Genomic DNA, 22,736 nt, shown 5'->3' with positions numbered 1-22,736 from the left:
CCCCGATCCGCTACCGAGGAGTCCACACCGCTGTGCATCCCGTCGACCGCCGTTGCTTCCTCCGCCTGACCTCCGGTGCCGCCGTCGGCACCACCGCCTTCGCCGCCACCGTCGCGGGCATCCCGGCTCTCGCCGCGCCGGCGGACCCCGTCCCGCGCGACGAGGGAGGCGCTCCACCGGCCCGTGAGTTCCGGGCGCTGTGGCTGTCCTCGGTGGTGAACATCGACTGGCCCTCGACGAGCGGGCTCACCGCCGAGGAGCAGCGGGCCGAATACCTGGCCTGGCTCGACCTCGCCCAGGAGATGGGGCTGAACGCGGTCATCGTGCAGGTGCGCCCCACCGCCGATGCCTTCTGGCCCTCCCGCTTCGAGCCCTGGTCGATGTACCTCACCGGCACCCAGGGCGGCGATCCCGGCTACGACCCGCTGGCGTTCCAGATCGAGGCCGCCCATGAGCGCAACCTCGAGTACCACGCCTGGTTCAACCCCTACCGGGTGGCGATGACGGAGAAACCGACCCTGGTCGAGGACCATCCCGCGCGGGTGCATCCGGAGTGGGTGTGGCCCTTCGGCGGGAAGCTCTACTACGACCCGGGCCTGCCCGAGGTCCGCGCCTTCGTGCAGGACGCGATGATGGACGCGATCTCGCGGTACGACGTGGACGGCGCGCACTTCGACGACTACTTCTACCCGTACCCCGTCGCCGGGCAGACGGTCCCCGACGAGGCCACCTACTCCGCCCACTCCGACGGGGTCACCCCGATCGAGGACTGGCGCCGGGAGAACATCAATCTCCTGGTGAGCGAGATGCACGAACGGATCCGGGCGGAGAAGCCCTGGGTGCGCTTCGGGATCAGCCCGTTCGGGATCTGGCGCAACGCGAGCAGCGATCCGGAGGGATCGGAGACGACCGGCTCGGAGTCCTACGAGATCATCTCGGCGGATTCCCTGCGCTGGGTGCGCCAGGGCTGGGTCGACTACATCAACCCCCAGATCTACTGGCAGTTCGGGCATCCCGCCGCGGACTACGAGACCCTCGTGCGCTGGTGGGCGGAGAAGGTCGCCGACACCGACGTGGGCCTGTTCATCGGGGAGGCCGCGTACAAGGCGATCAACGGCACCTTCCCGGAGACCACCGAGCTGGGCGACCACCTCGATCTGACCCGGTCGCTCGAGGAGATCGACGGGAACGTGTTCTTCAGCGCGGCGAGCCTGCGCGACGACACGACCGGCTCCGTCGAGGACATGGTGCGGCGCCACTACGCGCACCCGGCGCTGGTCCCCGTGCTCGACTCGGTGCCCGGCGAGGCCCCGGTCGCGCCGACCGTGCTGGTGGCACGCACCACCGAGGAGGGGGTGCAGGTGCGGTGGCGCGGCCACGGCGCGACCAGCTACGCGCTCTGGCATCTCCCGACGGAGCAGGTGAGCGAGGAGGATCTCGCCGACGGCCGCCACCTCGTGGCCACCGTGCGCGCCGGCCACGGGTCCCAGGCCCTCATGCACGAGGGCGCCGACGGCAGCGGGTACTACGTCGTCACGGCCTACGACCGCACCTGGCACCAGAGCGAGCCGTCCGAGGCGGTGCAGCCGCGCCGCTGATCGACGAGAGGCCCGTCGTGGCCGGTGGATCCCACCGGCCACGACGGGCCTCTGTCATGGCCGCGACGTCGTCACGGCCGAGCCGCATCGCGCGGCTCGGGAGAGGTCAGTCCGACTCTGCGGCGGCGGCGACCACGGGCGGCTCGGCCGACCAGGGGAAGACGATCCACTCGTCGGTGCGCCGCCAGACGAAGTCCGGAGCGACCACCGAGGCGGACTTCGAGTAGAGCACGGCGCTGCGGGCGTCGGCGCCCATCTCGCGCAGCAGCTCGAGCACGAGCGCGAGGGTGCGCCCGGAGTCGGCGACGTCGTCGACCACGAGCAGCCGCTTGCCCTGGATCGACTCGGTGTCCAGCATCGGGGCCAGCAGCACGGGGTCCGGCAGCGTCTCGTGGACGTCGGTGTAGAACTCGACGTTGATCGCGTCGGCGAGCTTGAGGCCGAGCGCATAGGAGAGGGAGCCCGCCGGGAGCAGCCCGCCACGGGCCACGGCGATGATGATCTCCGGGTCGAAGTCGGAGTCGGCGATGCTCTGCGCGAGCTCCCGCGACGCGGTGCCGAACAGGTCCCAGGTCAGCACCTCCTTGACGACGAGGTCGGACGAGTCGGCGTGAAAGGCCTGGGACATCGGTGCTCTTCTCCTGGGGTGCGGGGCTCGCAGAGTGCTCCGATGGTAGCGGCCGCCGGATGGTCACCTGCCGCCCGCGCCCGCGCCGCTGGATATAGTGCGAGCATGATCAGGCCTCCCGCTCAGCGCAGGAGAGGTATCTCATGGCCGATCCTCGCGCTCGCCGCCGTCCTGGTCGTCTGTCTGGTGCTGGTGCTCACCATCGTGCGTCCTTCGCCGCCGGAGCGGAATCAGCCGCTGCAGATCTCGACCTCCGAGTGGCTCCCCTACATCTCCCCGGACCTCCCGGACGACGGGCCGGTCGCCGCCATGCTCACCGAGGTGTTCGGACGGGCCGGCTACAGCCCGGAGTTCGTCTTCGGCACCTGGCCCCGCGCCGAGCGGGACGTCCGATCGGGCGCGACCATCGGCATGGCGCCCGTCATCGTCTCCGAGACCCGATCCTCCTTCGCGCTGTACACCGACCCCCTCCTCGATTTCACCTACACGCTCCACGGCAGGAAGGGTGCGGATCTGGACGCGTTCTCGGACCGAGCCGATCTCAAGGGGGTCCGGGTCGCCCGGATCGACGGCTACAAGTACTGGGACGCCCTCGACCGCTCGGGCGCCACCTTCATCGACTACCCCTCCTCGCTGGCCGCTTTCACGGCGGTGAAGGACGGCGAGGCGGATGTCGTCGCGGAGGGATCGATCGCCGGGAGGTCCGTCCTCGAGTCCGCCGCCTTCGGGGGCGACGCGTCCGATTACGCCGAGGTCGCCCCACGGACCGACCTCACCTCGTCGACGCAGGGCCTGCACCTGCTCATCAAGGACACTCCCGAGGGGCGCACCCTCCAGAAGCAGTTCAACGCCGCGCTCGAGGACTTCCGCGGATCCGAGGACTACGACCGTCTGGTCGCCGGGCTCACCGACACGAGTGCCGAGGTCGTGCTCGACTCCGCCGCCGGTGGAGCCGTCGAGCTCATGGACGCCGACGGCGAGCCCATGGGCTCCACCCCGTCCGGGACGCAGGCCTTCGTGGCCCGGTGGCCGGACGACGCACCGGCGTCGGACACGCTGATCGCGGTGAAGGTCCTCGACGGCCCGCTGCGCGGGCGACTGCTGTGGGCGCGCCTCGAGGACCTGGAGATCACTCATGACTGAGTTCCGCTGGATGGCACCGATCCGCGTCGGCTTCACCTCCGCCCCCGGGATCATGGACCGCGCCCCGGAGGACTACCGCGACTTCTGGGAGCGGGTCGAGGGGCGGACCCGTCACAGCTCCTGGACCATGCATCGCGCGTCTCCCCCGGAGGACGCGCGCGTGGGGTGGTCGAGGGCCGACGCCGACACCCTGCAGCGTCCGCTGGAGGTCGCCTCCGGCCGCATCGACCCGGCGACGGTCCCCGAGCTCCATGGGCTCACCACCACCGAGCTCTCGTGGCAGCTCTTCGACCACGGGGTGCTGCTCGTCGAGGGCCGCTTCCGCACCTCGGACGAGATGGGCGCGGCCACGCTCCGGGACTCCGAGCACTGGGAGACCGCGGTGCAGCGAGCGGGCCGGGAGCTCACCCGGCGCTGCGCGACGACGGACTACTCCTTCCTCGTCCAGCAGATGAGGCACTACGCCGACTCCGACCGCTATGTGCGCCTCGAGGACCGTGATCTCGGGGAGCCCCTGTGGGTGACGCGCGCGCTCGTCCTGGATCCCGAGGATCCTCGGGGCGCCGACCTCGCCCGACGATGGGTCTCCGGGATCGATGCCGAGCACCGGACCACCGTGGAGGAGCTCATCGACGGGAGGCGCCCGGTGCTCGCGCAGTGGATGAACCATGTGCACCGCTCCGATCGCGTCGACGCCGTCGAGCACAGCTGGAGCGCGCTCGAGAAGGCGCAGTTCTTCTGGTCGGCGATGCACTGGGTGGATCAGAGCCTGCGGGAGATCCTCGCCTGGACCGAGTCCGATCGGGGCGATCACTCCGTCAAGGAGCTGCGCCACGAGCTCCGGACCGTCATGGCCCAGGCGCAGGAGCTGTTCATGCTCCGCGCCGATGTCCGCCAGCAGGTCAGCCGCCGGACGCATGAGGAGATGCAGCGATTCCTCGCCTTCTGGGAGTACGACGAGCTCCTGGAGGGCTCCGTGCGCGAGAAGGTCGACATCTGCAAGGAGCGCCTGACCTCCCTCGCAGAGGACAGGGCCGCCCGTTCGGCGATGTTCACCGATATCATCCTCATGAGCATCGGTGTCACCTCCGTGCTGGCGACGGCGATCGCCCTGGTCCAGTTCGGCCGGGGAGCCGGGCAGGATCCGTCCCAGTCCGTCTTCGACCTGGGCAACGGATCGATCACCTCCTGGCTGTCCTCGCAGTCCATGGATGCGATCCTCATCATCAGCCTTCTGCTCTCGATCGTCCTCGTCACCGTGTTCATCTGGAAACGACGGCAGAGCGTCTCGTGAGGCTCCGCCGGGACGGCGGACACCGGGGACCGTTCGCCCGTCTGCTCGGGGTCCGACTGCTCCTGGACGTGCAGTTCTGGTTCCCGACGTGGATGATCTTCCTGCTCGGCCAGGGATACTCCCCGCTCGAGGCCGCCGCGGTCGATGCCGTCTTCCACGCCGCGCTGGTGATCGCCGAGGTCCCCATGGGCCGCGTCGTGGACCGGATCGGACGCCGGCGGGCGATGCTGGCCGTCTGCGCGCTGACGACGGTCATCTTCGCGGGCATCGGGCTCGTGGACTCGTTCTGGCTGATGGCGGTCGTCTGGGGCGTCTGGGGAGTGCTCTGGGCGCTCGGATCGGGCCTGGACACGACCTACGCCTGGGAGCTCGCGGAGTCTCGGCCGGGCATGATCGAGCCCCAGCGGTACCTGGGGTGGACCCGCCTCGCCGGTGGGGTCGCGGGCCTGGGGTCCCTGCTGAGCGCGGGACTGCTCCTGGAGATCTGGCCCCCGCTCCCCTACCTCGTGACCTCCGCCCTCGGCATAGCGGCGCTGCTCCTGGCGCTCTCGCTCCCGGAGGTGCGACCGCTCGCCGCGGCGTCGGCGCACGGCGGCGTCACCACTCTCCGTGAGGCGCTGCGGATCCCCGCGGTGCGCACCGGGATCGCCCTGGGAGCCATCGTGCTCACCGTCGGCATCTCCATCAGGATCCTGTTCCAGCCGCTCGGGCTCCGCCTGGGCATGGATCCGATGGGGATCAGCGTCAGCTATGCGCTGATCGCCGTGGCCGTCGCGATCGGCGGGTGGCTGGCCAGCAGGATCGGTCGCCGCCATCGGGGGCGGTGGGTCTCCGCCTCCATCGGCCTGATGGCCGTCAGCTTCCTCCTCGTGGCGCCGGCGATGGAGCTGGACTCGTCGTGGCTCACGATGTTCGTGGCCATCCCCCTCGGGGCAGCCGCCTTCGGACTCGGCAAGACGCTCACCGACATCTGGCTCGTGGAGTCCGTCGGTCCCCACTGGCGAGCCACCGTCATCTCGATCGCCTCTGCGGCGAACGGCCTCGCGATGGTCGCGATCCGTCCGGCGATCGTGGTCGCCTCCGACTCCACAGGGATCGGCTCCACGTTCCTCCTGTGGGGTGCGGCCAGCGTCGTGCTGTGCGTCCTCTCCATCGTGCTGCTGGGACGCTCCGACCCGTCGAGCGCCCGACCTCCCCTCACATAAAACCACTCACTCCCACTGTTGCTTTGTGTGGCTTTCGGGCGTAGCGTTCCTTCATCGCGGCGTTCGAGATCCCCTCCTGTGCGCCGTCCGCTCCTTCGAAGAGGCAGGTGGCCGATGTACGCCGGAGAACGCCGACGACAGATCCTCGACGAGCTCGCCCGCACCGGGCGGGTCACCGTCACCGATCTCTCCGCGCAGTTCGAGGTCGCCACCGAGACCGTGCGCCGCGACCTCGACCAGCTCGCCGGCCGGAACCAGCTGGTGCGCGTCCACGGCGGCGCGATCCCCCGCGGCACCGCCGAGGTCGAGCCCGACCTGCAGTCCCGCCGGGTGACGAACATCGAGGCCAAGCGCCGCATCGCCCTCGCCGCCGCGGAGCTGCTGCCCAGCGACCCCCAGGCGGCGGTGCTGCTCGACGCCGGCAGCTCCACCGCGGAGCTGCTCCCCCATCTCTCCGGCCGTCGCGGCCCGGTTATCACCAACGCCCCGGCCATCGCCCAGGGCGCCCTGGTCCACACGGACCTCGCCGTCCACGTGCTCCCGGGCCGGGTGCGCCCCACCACGGAGGCCGCCGTCGGCGCCTCCACGGTCGATGCTCTGCGCACGCTGCATCCCGAGATCGCCATCCTGGGATGCAACGGGCTGGACCTCGACGGGTTCACCACGCCCGATCCTGACGAGGCGGCCGTGAAGACCGCGATGGTCCGCTCGGCGGGCCGACGGGTGGTGCTCGCCGACTCGACGAAGTTCGGCGCCCGGCACCTGGTCACCTTCGCGAGGTTCGCCGACGTGGACGTGCTGGTGACCGACGCAGAGCTCCCGGGCGACCTCCGCCAGGGCCTCGCCGACGCCGGCGTGGAAGTGCGCATCGCATGATCATCACCCTCACCGCGAACCCCTCCCTGGACCGCACGGTGGATCTCGGCGGTCCGCTCACGCCCGGCGGCGTGCACCGCATCGGGTCGGACCGCACCCAGCCCGGCGGCAAGGGCATCAACGTCGCCCTCGGAGTCCACCGCGCCGGCCTGCCCGTGCTCGCCGTGCTCCCGGCCGCCGCCGCCGATCCCCTAATCGCGCTGCTCGATGAGGCCGGCCTCCCGCACCGCAGCAGCCCCGTCGCGGGCCGCGTGCGCACCAATCTCACGGTGCTCTCGAGCCCGGAGACGACCACGAAGCTCAACGAGCCCGGCTCCGAGCTGACGGGCGCCGAGGTCGCCGCGCTCGAGGAGCTGCTGCTCGGCAGCGTGTCCTCGGGCGACTCCGTGATGCTCTCCGGCTCGCTCGCCCCCGGGCTGCCGGTGGACGAGTACGTGCGTCTGGTCGAGGCGCTCCACGACGCCGGGACCCGCGTCGGCGTGGACACCTCCGATGCTCCGCTCAACGCCCTGGCGGCGGCGCTCCCCCGCGTGGCTCCGGACTTCCTCAAGCCCAACGCCGAGGAGCTCGGGCAGATCCTCGGCGTCGACGGCGCCTCCCTCGAGGCGCAGGCCGCGACCGGCGATCTCGCCGGGGTGCGGGACGCCGCCCTGGACCTCCACCGTCAGGGGGTCGGCGCAGTGCTGGTCACCCTCGGCGCCGCCGGCGGCCTGCTCGCCACCGAGGACCGCGCCTGGTACTGCCCCTCCCCCGCCGGGCGCGTGGTCTCCACCGTCGGCGCCGGCGACTCGGCGACCGCCGGCTACCTGATCGCCCGCGAGAAGGGCGAGGGCCCCGGCGGGCGCCTGGCCCGCGCCCTCGCCTACGGAACGGCCGCCGTCGGCCTGCCCGGCACCACCATCCCCCGTCCCGACCAGGTCCGCGTCGACGCGGGCCGAGTCCGCGCACTCTGACCCCTCCCTCCTCCGCCCCCGCGGAGGAGCATGTTCGAAGGAGAACCCATGTCAGCTCCCCTGATGACCCCTGAGCTGGTCCGCCTCGAGGTGGCGCCTCCCGGCGACAAGCTCGCCGTGATCGGCCTGATGGCCGATCTCATCGCCGCCAGCGGCCGCGCCGAGCGCGACGGCCTCGAGGCCGGACTGCTCACGCGGGAGGAGTCCTTCGCCACCGGCATGCCCGGCGGCTTCGCGATCCCGCACTGCCGCTCCGAGGCGGTCCACGAGGCGGCGCTGGGATTCCTGCGCCTGAGCGAGCCGGTCGACTTCGGCTCCTCCGACGGGCCCGCCGATCTGGTCATCGGCATCGCCGCCCCGGCCGGCACCGATGATCAGCACCTGCAGCTGCTGGCGAAGCTCTCGCGGGCGCTGATCCGCCCCGAGTTCCTCGCCGAGCTGCGCGCCGCCACCGAGCCCCAGCAGGTCTCGGACCTGGTCCAGGGCGTCCTCGAGCCCGAGCCCGCCGCGGAGCCCTCCACCGAGGGCACGGCAGACGGGACCTCGCAGGCCGCCGCCTCGGGCACCGCCGCCACCTCGAGCACCGCCGCCGCGAGCGCCACGGGCACGGAGGCCGGCTCCGCCGGTGACTCCTCCGCTCCCGTGCTGCTCGCGATCACGTCCTGCCCCACCGGAATCGCCCACACCTACATGGCGGCCGAGTCGCTCGAGAACGCCGCGAAGGAGAAGGGCGTCGAGCTGCACGTGGAGACCCAGGGCTCCGGCGGCATCACCCCCTTCACCTCGGAGCAGATCGCCGCGGCGAGCGCGCTCATCGTCGCGGCGGACGTCAACATCTCCGGCCGTGAGCGCTTCGCGGGCCTCCCGATCGTGGAGCATCCGGTCAAGCGCGCCATCTCGCACGGCCCGCAGATGATCGACGAGGCCGTCGCCGCGGCCGGCGACCCCTCCGCCTCCCGGGTCCCCGCCGGCGGCGCCTCCTCCTCCGAGGACTCGAGCTCGGCGACGCGGCAGTCCTGGCCGCGCCGCATCCAGGGCGCCGTCATGACGGGCGTGTCCTACATGATCCCGTTCGTCGCCGCGGGCGGTCTGCTGATGGCGCTGGGCTTCCTCATCGCCGGCTTCGACGTCGCCTTCGTCGCGCAGGACGTCGCCACCGGGTTCTCCCTCTCCTCACTCCCCGGCACCCAGGAGTACGAGGGCGCCACCGGCATGATGCAGACAGAGCGGTCCGGCCTCGCGCTCTACCTGGGCGCGGTGCTCTTCACCCTCGGCAACCTGGGCATGGGCTTCCTGGTCGCGGCGCTGTCGGGCTACATCGCCTTCGGGCTCGCCGGCCGCCCGGGCATCGCTCCGGGCTTCATCGGCGGTGCGGTCTCCGTGGCCGTCGGCGCCGGGTTCCTCGGCGGGCTCATCACCGGTCTGCTCGCGGGCCTGATCGCCCTGTGGTTCACGACCCTCACCCCGCCGCGCTGGCTCGCCGGCCTGATGCCGGTCGTGATCATCCCGCTGGTGACCACACTCGTGGTGGGCGGGCTGATGCTGCTGTTCCTGGGCCGCCCGCTGGCCGCGCTCATGACCGCCCTCCAGGATGGCCTGACCAGCATGTCCGGCTCCTCGGCGATCCTGCTCGGCGTGATCATCGGGCTGATGATGTGCTTCGACCTCGGCGGGCCGGTCAACAAGGCGGCCTACCTCTTCGCCACCGCCGGGCTGTCCCAGGGCACCGAGGCGTCCTTCCAGATCATGGCCGCGGTGATGGCGGCCGGCATGGTCCCGCCGCTGGCGATGGCGCTGTCCACCGTGGTGCGCCGCCGCCTCTACTCCCCCGTGGAGCGGGAGAACGGCACCACCGCGTGGCTGCTGGGCGCTGCGTTCATCTCCGAGGGCGCGATCCCCTTCGCCGCCGCCGACCCGCTGCGCGTGATCCCTTCGATGATGACCGGCGGCGCCGTCACGGGTGCGCTGATCATGGCCTTCTCCGTCGGCTCGCAGGCTCCGCACGGCGGCCTCTTCGTCGCCTTCGCGATCTCCCCGGTGTGGGGCTTCCTGCTCGCGATCCTCGCGGGCACGCTGGTCGCCGCCGCACTGGTCACCGTCCTGAAGGAGGTCGGTCAGCGCCGACAGGCCGTCGCCGCCTGATCTGCCTGTGCTCACGGGCACGACGAGGCATCAGCACGCTGGGCCCTCACGATGACGGAAGCGCCCCGCTGCGGCGGGGCGCTTCCGTATGCTCGGCCCTGGCACCGGAGGACCGCGCCGCGGACCCCGTGCCGACCTCGGGAGCAGCGGAGCACAGGGAGCGGCGATGCCGGAGCACGGGACCTCAGCAGTCCGCCTGGCCGACGCGGTCCACCTCGCCGAGGGGACGCTCGGCCACATGCCCGCCTACGGCTCGGCGCACCTGAGCATGCTGGCCCTGCTGGTGGTGGCCACCGTGGTGCTCACCCGCCGGGCGCGACGCGGCGCGGCCGCTGGGGTGGAGCGGGCGCTGCGGGTCGCCGGCTGGGTGCTGCTGGCCAACTCCCTCTTCTGGACGGCGTGGGGGTTCATGCCCTGGGCCTGGAACCTCGACGAGTCCCTGCCGCTGCACTACTCCGACGCGCTGCGGTTCATCGTGCCGATCGCGCTGATCACCCGGGCGCCCTGGGCGATCGTGGTGAGCTGGTTCTGGGGGCTGACCCTGAACATGCAGTCGGTGCTCACGCCGGACGTGAACTACTTCGTGTGGATCCCGCTGGAGTTCGTCGAGTACTGGATCGCGCACCTCAGCGGGGTGCTCGCCCCCGTCGTGCTCGTGTGGGGGCTGCGCCTGCATCCCACCTGGCGCGGGTACGGCATCGCCTATGCGGCGACCGTGGGATGGGCCCTGATCGCGGTGACCGGCAACGCCCTGACCGGCGCGAACTACGGCTACCTGAACCGCGCCCCGGACGGCGCCTCGGTCCTCGACCTGCTCGGGCCGTGGCCGCAGTACCTGCTGGTCGAGGCGTTGCTGATCGCGGCCGTGTGGGCGCTGATGACGCTGGCCTGGGCTCTGGTGGACCGGCGGCGGGCCGCCCCGCTCCACGGCCGGGGCGGCCTGCTGCGTCGGCCCACGGCGCTCAGCCCAGCAGCTCCACCTCGGACAGCCGCAGCGGCCCCTCGGAGCTGACGATCACCAGGCGGTGATGGGTGCAGGACCGGGGAGCGGCGATCTCGAAGGGACGGGTCTGGCGGCGCCACCGGAAGCGCTGACCGGAGCGCTCGTCGAGGGTCTGCCAGGTCCGGCCGTCGTCCGAGCCCTCCACCCGCCAGGCGATCGGGTCTCCGCCGGTCTCGCCGGAGGAGGTCAGGGTGAGGAAGCGCGCCTGCTGCGGCTCCCCCAGCTCCGGCAGGCCGATGACCACGGCCGCGGTGTCGAAGGCCTGCTCGGTGCGGGAGTCGTCGTCCCGCAGGGGATCCTCGGGATCGGCGGCGAACAGGTCGCGCAGCGGCCGGGGCTGCTCGCCGGGGGCGGTGGGCGAGGGCGGCACGGCGCCCCATCCCTCGGGCTCGGCGCCGAGCCGCACGTGGAGGCGGCCCCGGAGGTCGGCGTGATCGATCCAGGCGTTCCCGTGATCGCGGCCGTCCACGGTCATGCCGGTGATGCAGACGTCGTCGGCGCTCCCTGCCTCCGTCGTCACCGAGAAGGGGGCTCCGCCCAGCGGATGCACGGTGGCCCGCGGGAACAACGGTGCCACCAGGTGGTAGCGGCCGGTCCCCAGCTGCAGCGGATACAGGCCCAGGACGGTGAACAGCCACCAGGCGCTCATCTCGCCGTTGTCCTCGTCCCCCGGGTAGCCCTGGCCGATCTCCTCGCCGACGAAGAGGCGGCGCTGTACCTCGCGCACGATCCGGGAGGCCTCCTCCGGGGCGTCCGCGTGGTGGTAGAGGAAGGGGATGTGGTGCGAGGGCTGGTTGGACATGCCGAACTGGCCCATCCGCACCGCGCGCGCCTCGAACATCTCGTGGATCGGGTCGCCGTAGGTGCCGGGGAGGTCGGCGCGCTCGGGGGTGGCGAAGAACTGCTCGAGACGACCGCGCAGCATGTGCCGCCCGCCGTAGAGGCTCGCCAGGCCCTCCCCGTCGTGCGGGACGTGGAAGGCGAAGTTCCAGCCGTCGGTCTCCGTGTAGTCCCCGCCCCACAGCAGCGGGTCGTACTCCTCGGGGGTGAGCGCGAAGCCGCCGTCGGGCCGGCGCCCCTGGAAGAACTCGATCGCAGGGTCGAACAGCAGCGGGTAGTTCTGGCTGCGGGCCGCGAGGTAGTGCGCCTCCTCCCGCAGCTGGGCCGCCGCGGCGGGGTCCTCGTCCTCGGCGCGGTCGGCGAGCAGCTCCGCCTGGGCGGCGAGGCCGGCGTCGTTGATGTGCGCCTCGAGCGCCCAGGAGACGGACTCCGGGGTGTCGGTGTCGACGTAGCCGGTGAACACGGCGCGCTCGTTGCCCTTGCGGCCCACCTCCGCGAAGGGCGGGGCCACGGTGGCGTTGCGCAGGCCCGATTCGTAGGCGGCCAGCGGATCCGGCAGCGGCACGCCCTTGACCTGGAGATCCGCGAAGGAGATGTCGCTGCTGGTGCCGGTCATGCAGTCCGCGTAGCCGGGCGAGGACCAGCGGGCGATCCAGCCGCCCTCCCGATACTGCTGGACGAACCCGTCGGCGAGCTGCGCGGCGAGCTCGGGGTACAGCAGCGCGTAGGCGGGCCAGGCGGTGCGGTAGGTGTCCCAGAAGCCGTGGTTGACGTGGAGCATGCCGGGCACGATCTGCGCATCGCTGCGGGTGTCGGTCGCCCTGCCCTTGCCGGGCAGCACGGGGCTCGCGTGCACCGGCTCCGGGCGCTCGGGGGTGCCGGCGTTCTCCCAGTGGGAGTTCGGATAGAGGTTCAGGCGGTAGAGGTTGCCGTACAGGGTGCGGCGCTGCGCCGGGGTCGCGTCCGGCACCTCGATGACCTGCAGGCGCTCGGCCCACGCGGTGTGGGCGGCGGTGCGGATCTCCTCGAAGGTGCGCCCCTCCAGCTCCTGGGCGAGGGTGCGGCGGCCCTGGGACCGGCCGAGGTAGCTGGTGGCCAGGCGCACCGTCACCCGCTCCGTGCCCGGGGCGAAGGTGAGCATGCTGCCGCCGCTGTCCCCGGGCGCGCGCCCCACCGAGACCGGCGCCGGGTCCACCACGCCCGTCACGTACATGCGGGTCGCCCCGTCGGCGCGGTCGTAGCCCTGCTCGGGCGAGGCGTCGACCCAGGCATGGAAACGCCCGTCGAACACGGCGCCGGCGGCGTCGAGACGGGCGTGCTCGTCGATCCCCTCGAGCAGCAGATGGCTGGTCCCGCCGTCGGCGGGCAGGTCGATCTCGCAGATCGCCCCGTGGTCGGTAGGGGCCAGACGCAGGCCGATGCCGCCGTCGAGGGCGACCTCGTACAGATCGGGCCGCGCGGTCTCCGCGTCGTGGTCGAAGCCGAGGGCGCGCTCCGCAGGCGTGGCGTCCGGCGAGGAGCCCCGCAGCGGCATGAGCAGGAACTGGTGGCGGTCCCCCATCCAGGGGCTGGGCTGGTGGGAGATCGCCATCCCCTGCAGGCGCGGCCGGTTGTCGGGCCCGTTGGCGCGGTGGTACTCGTACACCCAGCGCCGGGTGCGGGCGTCCGTGGCCGGGGTGAAGAGCGCGAAGCCGTTGGGCAGCCCGGTCAGCGGGAGCGTGTTGCCCCGGGAGAAGTCGCGCGAGGCGTTGCTGCCCCGACGGGTGTCGACCCAGGCCACCGGGTCCTCGAGCGAGGGGTCCTCGCGGCGCGGGGCGAGGTAGGGGCCGTCGATCCAGCCGGTGAGCTCCTCCTCGGCGGGCGCATCGCCCTCGGCGTCCTCGAGCAGGTCCGCCTCGTCCGGCGTCGGGGCATCCAGGACCAGCAGCACCTCGGTGATGGTCCGGCCCGCGAGGGCGTCGAGGGACACCTGCACGTCGTTCCACTGATCGGGGAACAGGATCTTCCCGTCGCCGATCCCGCGCGCGGTCGCGAGCGTCCCGTGCTGGTCCTGCGGGGCGTGGTCGGAGAGTCGGCTGCCGTCCTCCAGGGCGAGGTCGATCGCGACGGCCGTCGCGCCCCAGGTCTGCTGGGGATCGAGCGCCGGGTGCACGAAGTAGCGCAGCACCTCATCGGGTCCGATCCGGCGGCCGACGAGAGCGTCGGCCCCCTCGTGGAGGGGCAGTGCCGCCTCGTGGCGCTCTCCGGCGCCTCCGGTGTACCGCACGGCGGACGGCGCGAGGAATCCTGCTGCGTCCTTGCTGGTCGGTGAGCCGACGGGACCCTGGTCTGCGGTGACGATCATGGGGACCAGGCTATCGATCCTCAGGGCGCCGTCGTGCGAGGCATGACCGGTGCGAGGAGCGAGATGCGGTGCGGACCTGGGGAGTGCTCCCCATCGCGCGCCCGCCCCCGGTGAGGAATACTGCCCACGTCACCTCGAACCGTCTCCAGGAGAATCCCATGGCCTACGCGCAGGCGCCGCAGGGCGGCACGATGCCCTCGTCCTCCGGCCGCGCCAAGCGCCCGCTCTGGCACTGGCTGCTCCTGGGCGGCGTGCTCCTCGTCGGATTGCTGATCGTGGGAGCCTTCGCGATCTTCATCGGCTTCCAGGTCCTCAACCGCGGCAACCCGCAGTCCACCCTCGAGGACTTCTACAGCTCCCTCGAGAACACCGACTGCGATCAGTTCATGGACTCCACCACCGAGGATTTCCGCGCGAACACCGGGCTGACCAGCTGCGAGATCTTCGAGGAGAACCTGGGCAACGTCAGCGCGGTCGACTACCGGGTCGACGATCGCATCAACCGTCAGGGCTACGCCATCTTCGAGGTCACCGAGACCTACAGCGACGACGGCCAGGACGTCGAGGTGCAGCTCCGCTACTACGTGCGCCGCATCGACGGCCAGTGGGACCTCGACGGCATCGAGGTGGTCGAGGAGGGCGGGCAGCCGATCACCTGATCGGCGCGCCGCGGCGTCGATGGCTGCGGCAGCGCGCCTGATAGGACTCCGCGCCGCCCACCTGGTCGGCGCTCGGCCGCAGCGCCTGCGCGCCGTCGTCGACAAGTCGCACGTGGAAGGCCGCGTCCGCGCCGCAGACGGTGCACACCGCGGTGAGCTTGACGACCTCCTCCGCCATCGCCATCAGCGTGGGCAGCGGTTCGAAGGGTCCGCCCTCGTAGGTGATGCAGAGCCCGGCGGCCTCCACCTGGATGCCCGCCTCCAGCAGCTCCTCGATCACCGGCACGATCCCTGGGCCGAAGAACTGCGCCTCGTCGACGGCGACGATGTGCGGGACGCCGGCGCGATCCGGTGCCCCGAGCAGCTCGCGCAGCTGCTCCACGTCCTCCATCATCCTCGCCGGGATGCTCCGGCCGATGTGGGTGCTCAGCCGATCCGCTCCGCCGCGCGCATCGAGGCGGTGGCCGATCACCTCGACGTCGAGACCGGCCAGCCGGGCACGGTGCACCCGGCGCAGCAGCTCCTCGGTCTTCCCGGCGAACATCGGACCCGCGATCACGTGCAGTCGTCCTGCCTCCATGGGGCGCATGGACACAGGCTACGCGCGGCCCACGCCGCGCTGCCGCCGGTACCGTGGACGGATGAGCACTCGGCGTCCCTCTCCCCTGGCCGGCCGTCGTCCCACCAGGCAGGATCTGGCAGCTTTCGCGACGCCGGACCCGGACGCGATCGATGACGTGCTGCCCGACCCGGACCGCGCCGGGCCGCCGCGCCTGCTGATCGTCGGGATCAATCCGGGGCTCTGGACCGCCGCGGTGAACGCGCCCTTCGCCCGCCCCGGGAACCGGTTCTGGCCCTCGCTCCATCGGGCCGGGCTCACCTCGCGCCTGGTCGACGCGTCCCGCGGTCTGGACGAACAGGACGAGGAGGATCTCCTCCGCCGCGGCATCGGGATCACGAACCTCATCGGCCGCGCCACGGCTCGCGCCGACGAGCTGAGCCGCGAGGAGCTGCAGGAGGCCGGGGCCGAGCTGACGGCGCGGGTGAAGGTGCTGGGGCCGGGGACCGTCGCGATCGCCGGGATCACCGCGTTCCGCACCGCGTACCGGCTGCCGAAGGCGGTGCTCGGCCTCCAGGATCCCTCGCAGGTGCCGGGGTGGCCCGAGGCCATCCCGCTGTGGGTGGTGCCGCAGCCGAGCGGGCTGAACGCCCACGCGACCGTCGAGTCCCTCACCGCGACCTGGCGGGAGGTCGCCCGCTCCGCAGGGGTCCGCCGCCGGAACGAGGGGTGACGGCCATCTGACGGGCGGGGCACTGCGAGCGAGAGCCCTGATCCGCCGAGGACCGAGCGGGCACTGGCCGCCCTGGGGCGCCGGGAGCAGACCCGGGCGCGTCCGCCGGAGCCGCTGGATAGTGCCGGGATGCGGACGGGCGACCGCACCGCGTGCTTTGGTGAGGCTATCCTTAGTTACGTCCGGGCGTCCGCTGCGGGCAACGCTCTCCGCCACGCCGCCGCGCGGCTCATCGAAAGGCTCCCATGGCCCAGCTCTCCCGTCGCACCCTCGCCGGTTCCGCACTCGCCCTGGCCGCACTCCTCACCGGATGCTCCACGGACCAGTCCTCGACGGCGGCCGGCGCGGCCGGGAGCGACGCCGGCAGCGGTGGCACCGGCGGGGGTGCGACGACGATCGACCACGCCTTCGGCACCACCGAGCTGCCCGCGACGATCGAGGTCGTCACGACCGTGGCCTGGGCGAACCACGAGGTGCCGCTCGCCCTCGGTGTGGTGCCCGCCGGCATGGCGGCCGCGACCTTCGGCGATGACGATGCCAACGGGCTGCTCCCCTGGGTCGAAGCGGCGCTCGAGGAGCTCGGCGCCGAGCCGCCCGTGCTCTTCGACGAGTCGGACGGCATCGACTTCGAGGGCGTGGCCGACACCGCCCCGGACGTGATCCTCGCGGCCTACTCCGGCCTCACCCAGGAGGACTACGACACCCTCACGGAGATCGCTCCCACGATCCCCTTCCCGAAGGTGGCCTGGGGGACGTCGTGGCGCGACATGATCACCGCCAACGCCCTGGGCATGGGCATGGCCGAGAAGGGCGCCGACCTGATCACGGAGCTCGAGAGCGCGATCGAGGAGGCCGTCGCGAAGCATCCGGCGATCGCGGGCCGGAGCGTCATGTTCCTCACCCATGTGGACACCTCGGATCTCTCGACCGTGAACTTCTACACTGCGCACGACACCCGCACGATGTTCTTCGAGGACCTCGGCATGAAGATCGCGCAGAGCGTGCGGGACGCCTCCGAGGAGACGGAGGAGTTCTCCTCCTCCGTCAGCGCCGAGCAGGCCGATGTGTTCGACGACGTCGAGATCATCGTGACCTACGGCGACGAGACGCTGGTCGAGGCGCTCGAGGCGGACCCTCTGCTGTCCCAGATGCCCGCGGTGAAGAACCGAGCGGTGGTGCACCTGCCCGGTGACAGCCCGCTGGGAACCGCCGCGAACCCGACGCCGCTCGCGATCCCGTACATCCTCGAGGACTACCTGGTCGAGCTCGAGCGCGCGGCGACGGCATCGGCCTGAGCCTCTCCGTGACCACGACCGTTCCTCCGAGAACCCGGAGCACAGCGGCACTGCTGCGCCGGGCCTCCCGGATCCGGCTGGCCTGGTTGCTGCTGCTCTTTGTGGGCCTGTTCCTGATCGCCGTCCTCTCGGTGACCGTCGGCTCCCGCGACGTGGGCCCCGACGACGTCCTCGCCGCGCTCGGAGGTTCGACGGAGGGCTTCGGCCCCGCCTCGGTCGCCAAGCGCATCCCCCGCACCCTGCTGGCCCTCGCCGCCGGTGCCGCCCTGGGCGTCTCCGGCGCGGTGCTGCAGGGCGTGACCCGCAATCCGCTCGCCGATCCCGGGATCCTCGGCATCAACACGGGCGCCTCCCTCGCCGTGGTGGTCGGCATCGCCTGGTTCGGCCTCAGCGCCGCCTCGAGCTACGTCTGGGTCGCGATCCTCGGCGCCGCGCTCACCGCCGTGCTGGTCCACACCCTGGGCTCCCTCGGCCACGGCGGGGCCACCCCCCTCAAGCTCGCCCTCGCCGGAGCCGCCACCGGCGCCGCTCTGGCCTCGTTCATCAGCGCTGTTGTGCTGCCCCGCTCGGACATCGGCGACAGCGTCCGCTCCTGGCAGATCGGCGGTGTGGGCGGCGGCACCTATGCCTCTCTGTCGCAGGTGGGCCCGTTTCTGCTGGTCGGAGCACTGCTGAGCCTCGCGACCGCTCGCGGGCTGAACTCCCTCGCCCTCGGGGACGACCTCGCCGCCGGCCTCGGCGAGCGCGTCGCCGTCACCCGGGCGGCGGCGGGACTGGGCGCTGTGGTGCTGTGCGGCGCGGCGACCGCGGTGACCGGTCCGATCGGCTTCGTCGGCCTCGTGGTGCCACATGCCTGCCGCCTGCTGATCGGTCCCGACCACCGCTGGCTGCTCCCGTTCAGCGCGCTGGCGGGCGCCGGCCTGCTCACCGCCGCCGACGTGCTGGGGCGGATCGTCGCGCGACCCGACGAGCTCGCGGTCGGAATCGTCACCGCACTGGTGGGCGCTCCCGTGTTCATCGCCATCGTGCGCCGACAGCGGCTGGCCCACCTATGAGCGCCCCGGACACGCTGACGCGGGTCACGGCCGTACGCAGGCGCCGACGCCACCGCGCCGCCCTCACCCTCGGCACGCTCGCACTGTCGATGGTCGGGGTGTTCTGCCTGACCCTGGTCGTCGGGCGCACCGTCTACTCCCCGGCGGAGGTGCTTGGCGTCCTGCTCGGCCGCGAGGTCCCCGGCGCGAGCTTCACGGTGGGCAGGCTCAGGCTGCCGCGCGCGGTGCTCGCCGTGCTGGCCGGGGCGAGCTTCGGCCTGGGCGGAGCGACCTTCCAGAGGCTGCTGCGCAATCCACTGGCGAGCCCCGACATCATCGGGATCACCTCGGGGGCGAGCACGGCCGCCGCCTTCGGGATCGTCGTCCTGGGCATGTCGGGGACCGCCGTCTCGCTGCTGGCGATCATCGCCGGCCTGCTGGTGGCGCTGGCGATCTATCTGCTGTCCTACCGCGGCGGCGTGGCCGGGACACGACTGATCCTGGTGGGCATCGGCATCTCGGCGATGCTGACCAGCCTCACGGACTGGGTGCTCTCGACCGCCGGACAGTGGGATCTCCAGGAGGCTCTGCGCTGGCTGACCGGCAGCCTGAACAACTCCTCCTGGGAGCAGGCGCTGCCGGTGCTCGGATCGCTCGCGGTGCTGGGGCCGCTGCTGCTCTCCCGCTCCGCGGAGCTCGGTGCCACGCAGCTGGGCGAGGATGCCGCGCAGGCCCTCGGGGTACGTGTGGGCAGGATGCGCCTGATCGTGGTCATCGCGGCGGTGGGCCTGATCGCCGTCGCCACCGCGGCGTGCGGGCCGATCGCCTTCGTCGCCTTCCTCTCGGGCCCGATCGCCGCGCGGCTCACCGGCCCGGGCTCCTCGCCGCTGCTGCCGGCCGCGCTGGTCGGCGCGCTGCTCGTGCTGGTCGCCGACCTCGTGGGCCAGTTCGCCACCGGTACCCGCTATCCGGTGGGGGTGGTGACCGGGGTGCTCGGCGCCCCCTTCCTGCTCTACCTCATCATCAACGTCCACCGACGAGGGAGTTCCCTGTGACCGCCGACCATTCGCTCGTCGTGGAGGACCTGACCCTCGGCTACGGCGAGCGCACCGTGATCGAGGGCCTCGACCTCGAGCTCGTCACCGGCGGCATCACCTCCATCGTGGGGGCGAACGCCTCGGGGAAGTCGACGCTGCTGCGGTCGATGGCACGGCTGCTCGCCCCGCGCCACGGTCAGGTGCTGCTGGACGGCAGACAGATCCATCGGCTCCCCGCCAAGCAGCTCGCCCGTGTCCTGGGGCTGCTCCCCCAGTCACCCGTCACTCCCGAGGGGATCACGGTCGCGGACCTGGTGGGGCGCGGCCGCCACCCCCACAAGGGCGTCTTCTCGCGATGGAATGCGGGCGACGACACCGCGATCGCCGAGGCGCTGGACGCCACGCGGACCGCCGATCTCGCGGAACGTCCGGTGGATGAGCTCTCGGGCGGGCAGCGACAACGGGTGTGGGTCGCGATGGCGCTCGCGCAGGACACCGACCTGCTGCTGCTCGATGAGCCCACCACCTTCCTGGACGTGAGCCACCAGGTCGAGGTGCTGGACCTGCTGACCGATCTGAACCGGGCGCGCGGGATCACGGTGGTGATGGTGCTGCACGATCTGAACCTCGCCGCGCGCTACAGCGACCAGCTGGTCATGATCGCCGACGGGACGGTCGCGGCCTCGGGCCCGCCCGCCGAGGTGCTCACCGTCCAGCGGGTTCTCGACGTCTTCGGACTGCCCAGCAGGGTCATCACCGATCCGGTCTCCGGAACGCCGCTGATGGTGCCGATCGGGAGGCATCACGGCGGGGACCTGCATCCGTCGTGACCGGCGATCACCGCTCGGCCCCCGCATCGGATCCCGCAGGTCCGTCCGAGGTCCGGTGATCCGCTTGCGGGGGTCGGGTCCGCGTGGAAAGGTGGAGCGGACCCAGGCGGGGCGACGACGCCGAACTGGGTGCACGGTGCCCCGCACGTCGAGCATGCTGGAGGTCCCCTGTGAAACTGCCCTGGCTCACGCCCGTCCTCGATCGGTCCGGCCCGTTCCTCTCCGTCCACCTCGACACCACGCGGACCGATCCGTCCGCCGCCGCGGAGCTCGAGGCGAGGTGGGCGCAGATGCGCTCGCGGCTCCAGTCCGACGGCGCCGACCCGGACCTCCTGGCCCGGATCGAGGAGTCCGTGCTGAGCCCGTCCTCGCTGGGCGGCCGCCACGGGCGGTCGATCTTCGCCACCGATTCCGAGATCCTCGTGGACCGGGTGCTGCCGGTGCCGCCGCTGCAGGAGTCTGCGCACCGCGGCGAGTTCCCCCAGCTGCTCCCGCTGCTGCAGCTGATCCCCTTCGCCGTCAGCCAGCTGCTCGTTGTGGTCGACCGAGCGGGCGCCGATCTGCACCTGCGCGCTCCGGAGAACCCCTCGATCTCCCACAGCTCGAACGGGCTGGGCGACGACGCGACGGTCGAGGGCGGCCACGACGTGCTCCACAAGGCCCATCTGGGCGGCGGCGCGCAGCACGGCTGGCGGGCCGACAACTCCGAGGCTCGGGTCGAGGACTCCTGGGACCGCAACGCCGACGCGGTCGCCGGGGCCGTGGAGAAGGTGCTGCGCGAGCACCGTGTGGACATGGTGATGCTCAGCGGCGACGTGCGGGCGATGGGCCTGCTGCGCGAGGCGCTGGGCCGGGAGACCCGCGAGCGGCTGATCGAGGTCTCCGGCGGGACCCGCGGAGCGGCCCTGGACCGCGGCCCCTTCCGGGAGGAGCTCGTGCGCACCACCCGGGAGTTCATCACCGCGCGTCAGCAGGAGCTCGCGAATCGGTTCCGGGAGAGCCAGGCGCGCGACGGCGCCTCGGTGGGCGGTGCGACCGAGGTCGCCCAGGCCCTCTCCCGCGGCCAGGTGGAGGAGCTGGTCTTCGTCAGCGGGCACGAGCCCCGCGGCATCGAGGAGCTGCTGCGCGCCGCGCTGTCCACCGACGCGGCGGTCTCAGCGCTCGAGGAGGATGCACTGGGCATCCCTGAGGGTGTCGGCGCGCTGCTGCGCTGGCGGGACGGGACCACGCCGTCGAACAGCATCGGTTCCATGTCCGGGGACTCCCGGCGCGAGTGACGTCGGCGGACCCCGAGGGCGACGGGCCGGCGCCGGAGACGGCGTCGGCCCGTCGGTCGGCGAGGACCGGCAGCACCCGGACCAGGAGGGTGAGCCGCACCAGCGACCGCCCGGCGAGCAGGAGAGGAGTGCAGGAATTCGGTGGCGGTCAGGGCACCGGGACCGGCACCATGCCCGCATGACCGCCGACGCCGCATCATCCCCGCCCGACGACCTCGAGGACCTGCTGGCGCTCGCCGCGGCCCATGGCCTCGACCTCGTCGGCTCGACCCTGCGCACCGAGGAGGTGGGCCTCGACTTCCGGGTCGCGATCGCCGGGGCGACCGACGGCTCGCGGTGGGTGCTGCGCATCCCCCGGCGGGCCGAGGTGCTCGAGCGTGCGGCGGTGGAGGGCGAGCTGCTGCGCACGATCTCGCCGCTGCTCGAGATCGCGGTCCCCGACTGGCGCATCCGCACCACCGAGCTGATCGCCTACCCCCTGCTCCCCGGGTCGCCCGGCCTGACGGTGAGGGCCGACGGCACGGTCGACTGGCACGTGGACATGTCCTCCCCCGCCTACGCCGTCTCGCTCGGCACCGCGGTCGCCCGCCTGCACGCGATCGATGCCGAGGTGGCGGCCGCCACCGGCATCGAGGTGCGCTCCCCCGCACAGGTGCGCGAGGTCTGGGCACGGGATCTGGCGCGCGTGGCCGCCTCCTTCTCGATCGCTCCGGAGCTGCGATCGCGCTGGGAGGCCTGGATCGCCGACGACGACCTCTGGCCGCGGCACACCGTGCTCACCCATGGCGAGCTGTACCCGGGCCACACTCTCGTCGAGGCCGACGAGATCAGCGCGATCATCGACTGGACCACCGCCTCGATCGGTGATCCGGCGAAGGACCTGATGTTCCACCAGGTCTCCGCCCCGCCGGAGATGTTCGATCTGGCGCTGCGGACCTACGTCGCCGAGGGCGGGACGGCCTGGCCACGCCTGGCGGAGCACTGCACGGAGATGTTCTCCGCCGGAGCGATCGGCTATGGCATCTACGCCCTGGAGACGGGCGAGGCAGCCCATCGAGAGGCTGCGGCGGCGGAGCTGGATCCGTCGGCCGCGGGCTGACGGGCCGGCGAGGTCCGGCGACGGCGCGCAGGGGCCGATGGAGCCTCACGAGCCACCGGGCACGCTCCGCCCCGCTCACGTGATCCGGCAGACACAGCCGAGCAAACGGTCACAAAATCATCACGACCAGCGGGTGATGCGCTATCACTGCAGGTCAGGAGCTTGCGTCGCGAGCAGTTTCTGTCAA

The 22,736-nt window shown here is 72.1% G+C and carries 19 protein-coding genes; 16 read left to right on the top strand and 3 right to left on the bottom strand.

The window, feature by feature from the left end:
- Window positions 1-32 precede the first annotated feature (32 nt).
- Window positions 33-1,598: a glycoside hydrolase family 10 protein gene (locus CFK41_RS05525; RefSeq protein ID WP_096798764.1), complete on the top strand. Its 1,566-nt coding sequence runs from the start codon at window positions 33-35 to the stop codon at window positions 1,596-1,598.
- 106 nt (window positions 1,599-1,704) lie between these two features.
- On the opposite strand, the gene CFK41_RS05520 is transcribed toward CFK41_RS05525, so the two are convergent.
- The gene (locus tag CFK41_RS05520) at window positions 1,705-2,226 is read right to left on the bottom strand and encodes a phosphoribosyltransferase (RefSeq protein ID WP_096798763.1); all 522 of its coding nucleotides are present in this window, start codon (window positions 2,224-2,226) and stop codon (window positions 1,705-1,707) included.
- Window positions 2,227-2,331: 105 nt separating this feature from the next.
- On the opposite strand from CFK41_RS05520, the gene CFK41_RS05515 reads away from it, so the two are divergent.
- The 7 genes from CFK41_RS05515 to CFK41_RS05485 all read left to right on the top strand — a co-directional run bounded on the left by CFK41_RS05515 (window position 2,332) and on the right by CFK41_RS05485 (window position 10,851).
- Entirely contained in the window at window positions 2,332-3,369 is a 1,038-nt protein-coding gene (locus CFK41_RS05515) for a substrate-binding periplasmic protein (RefSeq protein ID WP_169928791.1), read from the top strand.
- The gene (locus tag CFK41_RS05510; protein ID WP_096798761.1) at window positions 3,362-4,663 is read left to right on the top strand and encodes a hypothetical protein; all 1,302 of its coding nucleotides are present in this window, start codon (window positions 3,362-3,364) and stop codon (window positions 4,661-4,663) included. The genes CFK41_RS05515 and CFK41_RS05510 overlap by 8 nt, the downstream gene beginning before the upstream one ends.
- The gene (locus CFK41_RS05505) at window positions 4,660-5,868 is read left to right on the top strand and encodes an MFS transporter (RefSeq protein ID WP_096798760.1); all 1,209 of its coding nucleotides are present in this window, start codon (window positions 4,660-4,662) and stop codon (window positions 5,866-5,868) included. Before CFK41_RS05510 ends, CFK41_RS05505 begins: the two co-directional genes overlap by 4 nt.
- Window positions 5,869-5,982: 114 nt before the next feature.
- Entirely contained in the window at window positions 5,983-6,744 is a 762-nt protein-coding gene (locus CFK41_RS05500) for a DeoR/GlpR family DNA-binding transcription regulator (RefSeq protein WP_096798759.1), read from the top strand.
- Window positions 6,741-7,697: a 1-phosphofructokinase family hexose kinase gene (locus tag CFK41_RS05495; protein ID WP_096798758.1), complete on the top strand. Its 957-nt coding sequence runs from the start codon at window positions 6,741-6,743 to the stop codon at window positions 7,695-7,697. The genes CFK41_RS05500 and CFK41_RS05495 overlap by 4 nt, the downstream gene beginning before the upstream one ends.
- Window positions 7,698-7,745: 48 nt before the next feature.
- Window positions 7,746-9,839 carry a PTS fructose transporter subunit IIABC gene (locus CFK41_RS05490; protein ID WP_096798757.1) on the top strand — a complete coding sequence of 698 codons (2,094 nt, stop codon included), beginning with the start codon at window positions 7,746-7,748 and terminating at the stop codon, window positions 9,837-9,839.
- Window positions 9,840-10,005: 166 nt separating this feature from the next.
- Window positions 10,006-10,851, top strand: coding sequence for a YwaF family protein (locus CFK41_RS05485; RefSeq protein WP_227873218.1), 846 nt, complete (start codon window positions 10,006-10,008; stop codon window positions 10,849-10,851).
- Here CFK41_RS05485 and CFK41_RS05480 read toward each other — a convergent pair.
- A complete protein-coding gene (locus tag CFK41_RS05480; RefSeq protein WP_096798756.1) occupies window positions 10,802-14,026 on the bottom strand; it encodes a GH92 family glycosyl hydrolase in 3,225 nt (1,074 codons plus the stop codon). The genes CFK41_RS05485 and CFK41_RS05480 overlap by 50 nt on opposite strands.
- A 158-nt stretch (window positions 14,027-14,184) precedes the next feature.
- Between CFK41_RS05480 and CFK41_RS05475 the strand changes: the two genes are divergently transcribed.
- Window positions 14,185-14,685, top strand: coding sequence for a hypothetical protein (locus tag CFK41_RS05475; protein ID WP_096798755.1), 501 nt, complete (start codon window positions 14,185-14,187; stop codon window positions 14,683-14,685).
- Here CFK41_RS05475 and CFK41_RS05470 read toward each other — a convergent pair.
- A complete protein-coding gene (locus CFK41_RS05470) occupies window positions 14,678-15,274 on the bottom strand; it encodes a thymidine kinase (RefSeq protein ID WP_096800950.1) in 597 nt (198 codons plus the stop codon). The two genes, CFK41_RS05475 and CFK41_RS05470, sit on opposite strands and share 8 nt — an antisense overlap.
- 52 nt (window positions 15,275-15,326) lie before the next feature.
- Between CFK41_RS05470 and CFK41_RS05465 the strand changes: the two genes are divergently transcribed.
- The 7 genes from CFK41_RS05465 to CFK41_RS05435 all read left to right on the top strand — a co-directional run bounded on the left by CFK41_RS05465 (window position 15,327) and on the right by CFK41_RS05435 (window position 22,549).
- Window positions 15,327-15,977 carry a mismatch-specific DNA-glycosylase gene (locus CFK41_RS05465; RefSeq protein WP_096798754.1) on the top strand — a complete coding sequence of 217 codons (651 nt, stop codon included), beginning with the start codon at window positions 15,327-15,329 and terminating at the stop codon, window positions 15,975-15,977.
- Between the two features lie 245 nt (window positions 15,978-16,222).
- Window positions 16,223-17,272 (top strand): ABC transporter substrate-binding protein, encoded by a 1,050-nt coding sequence (locus CFK41_RS05460; RefSeq protein ID WP_096798753.1) that lies wholly within the window; start codon window positions 16,223-16,225, stop codon window positions 17,270-17,272.
- Window positions 17,273-17,280: 8 nt separating this feature from the next.
- The gene (locus tag CFK41_RS05455) at window positions 17,281-18,327 is read left to right on the top strand and encodes a FecCD family ABC transporter permease (protein ID WP_096798752.1); all 1,047 of its coding nucleotides are present in this window, start codon (window positions 17,281-17,283) and stop codon (window positions 18,325-18,327) included.
- Complete coding sequence (locus tag CFK41_RS05450) at window positions 18,324-19,361, top strand: FecCD family ABC transporter permease (RefSeq protein WP_096798751.1); 1,038 nt, start codon at window positions 18,324-18,326, stop codon at window positions 19,359-19,361. Before CFK41_RS05455 ends, CFK41_RS05450 begins: the two co-directional genes overlap by 4 nt.
- Entirely contained in the window at window positions 19,358-20,173 is an 816-nt protein-coding gene (locus tag CFK41_RS05445) for an ABC transporter ATP-binding protein (RefSeq protein ID WP_096798750.1), read from the top strand. The genes CFK41_RS05450 and CFK41_RS05445 overlap by 4 nt, the downstream gene beginning before the upstream one ends.
- Before the next feature lie 170 nt (window positions 20,174-20,343).
- Window positions 20,344-21,450, top strand: coding sequence for a baeRF2 domain-containing protein (locus CFK41_RS05440; RefSeq protein ID WP_096798749.1), 1,107 nt, complete (start codon window positions 20,344-20,346; stop codon window positions 21,448-21,450).
- A 178-nt stretch (window positions 21,451-21,628) separates the two neighbouring features.
- Window positions 21,629-22,549 carry a macrolide 2'-phosphotransferase gene (locus CFK41_RS05435; RefSeq protein WP_096798748.1) on the top strand — a complete coding sequence of 307 codons (921 nt, stop codon included), beginning with the start codon at window positions 21,629-21,631 and terminating at the stop codon, window positions 22,547-22,549.
- Window positions 22,550-22,736 lie beyond the last annotated feature (187 nt).

It is taken from the genome of Brachybacterium ginsengisoli, assembly GCF_002407065.1.
Taxonomy (GTDB): domain Bacteria; phylum Actinomycetota; class Actinomycetes; order Actinomycetales; family Dermabacteraceae; genus Brachybacterium; species Brachybacterium ginsengisoli.
This window is presented reverse-complemented; position numbering and strand designations above follow the sequence as displayed.

Coding starts and splice junctions, on each gene's coding strand:
- CFK41_RS05520 (WP_096798763.1), bottom strand. CDS start 2,226: ATGTCCCAGGCCTTTCACGCCGACTCGTCCGACCTCGTCGTCAAGGAG.
- CFK41_RS05515 (WP_169928791.1), top strand. CDS start 2,332: ATGATCAGGCCTCCCGCTCAGCGCAGGAGAGGTATCTCATGGCCGATC.
- CFK41_RS05510 (WP_096798761.1), top strand. CDS start 3,362: ATGACTGAGTTCCGCTGGATGGCACCGATCCGCGTCGGCTTCACCTCC.
- CFK41_RS05500 (WP_096798759.1), top strand. CDS start 5,983: ATGTACGCCGGAGAACGCCGACGACAGATCCTCGACGAGCTCGCCCGC.
- CFK41_RS05495 (WP_096798758.1), top strand. CDS start 6,741: ATGATCATCACCCTCACCGCGAACCCCTCCCTGGACCGCACGGTGGAT.
- CFK41_RS05490 (WP_096798757.1), top strand. CDS start 7,746: ATGTCAGCTCCCCTGATGACCCCTGAGCTGGTCCGCCTCGAGGTGGCG.
- CFK41_RS05485 (WP_227873218.1), top strand. CDS start 10,006: ATGCCGGAGCACGGGACCTCAGCAGTCCGCCTGGCCGACGCGGTCCAC.
- CFK41_RS05480 (WP_096798756.1), bottom strand. CDS start 14,026: ATGATCGTCACCGCAGACCAGGGTCCCGTCGGCTCACCGACCAGCAAG.
- CFK41_RS05475 (WP_096798755.1), top strand. CDS start 14,185: ATGGCCTACGCGCAGGCGCCGCAGGGCGGCACGATGCCCTCGTCCTCC.
- CFK41_RS05470 (WP_096800950.1), bottom strand. CDS start 15,274: ATGCGCCCCATGGAGGCAGGACGACTGCACGTGATCGCGGGTCCGATG.
- CFK41_RS05465 (WP_096798754.1), top strand. CDS start 15,327: ATGAGCACTCGGCGTCCCTCTCCCCTGGCCGGCCGTCGTCCCACCAGG.
- CFK41_RS05460 (WP_096798753.1), top strand. CDS start 16,223: ATGGCCCAGCTCTCCCGTCGCACCCTCGCCGGTTCCGCACTCGCCCTG.
- CFK41_RS05450 (WP_096798751.1), top strand. CDS start 18,324: ATGAGCGCCCCGGACACGCTGACGCGGGTCACGGCCGTACGCAGGCGC.
- CFK41_RS05435 (WP_096798748.1), top strand. CDS start 21,629: ATGACCGCCGACGCCGCATCATCCCCGCCCGACGACCTCGAGGACCTG.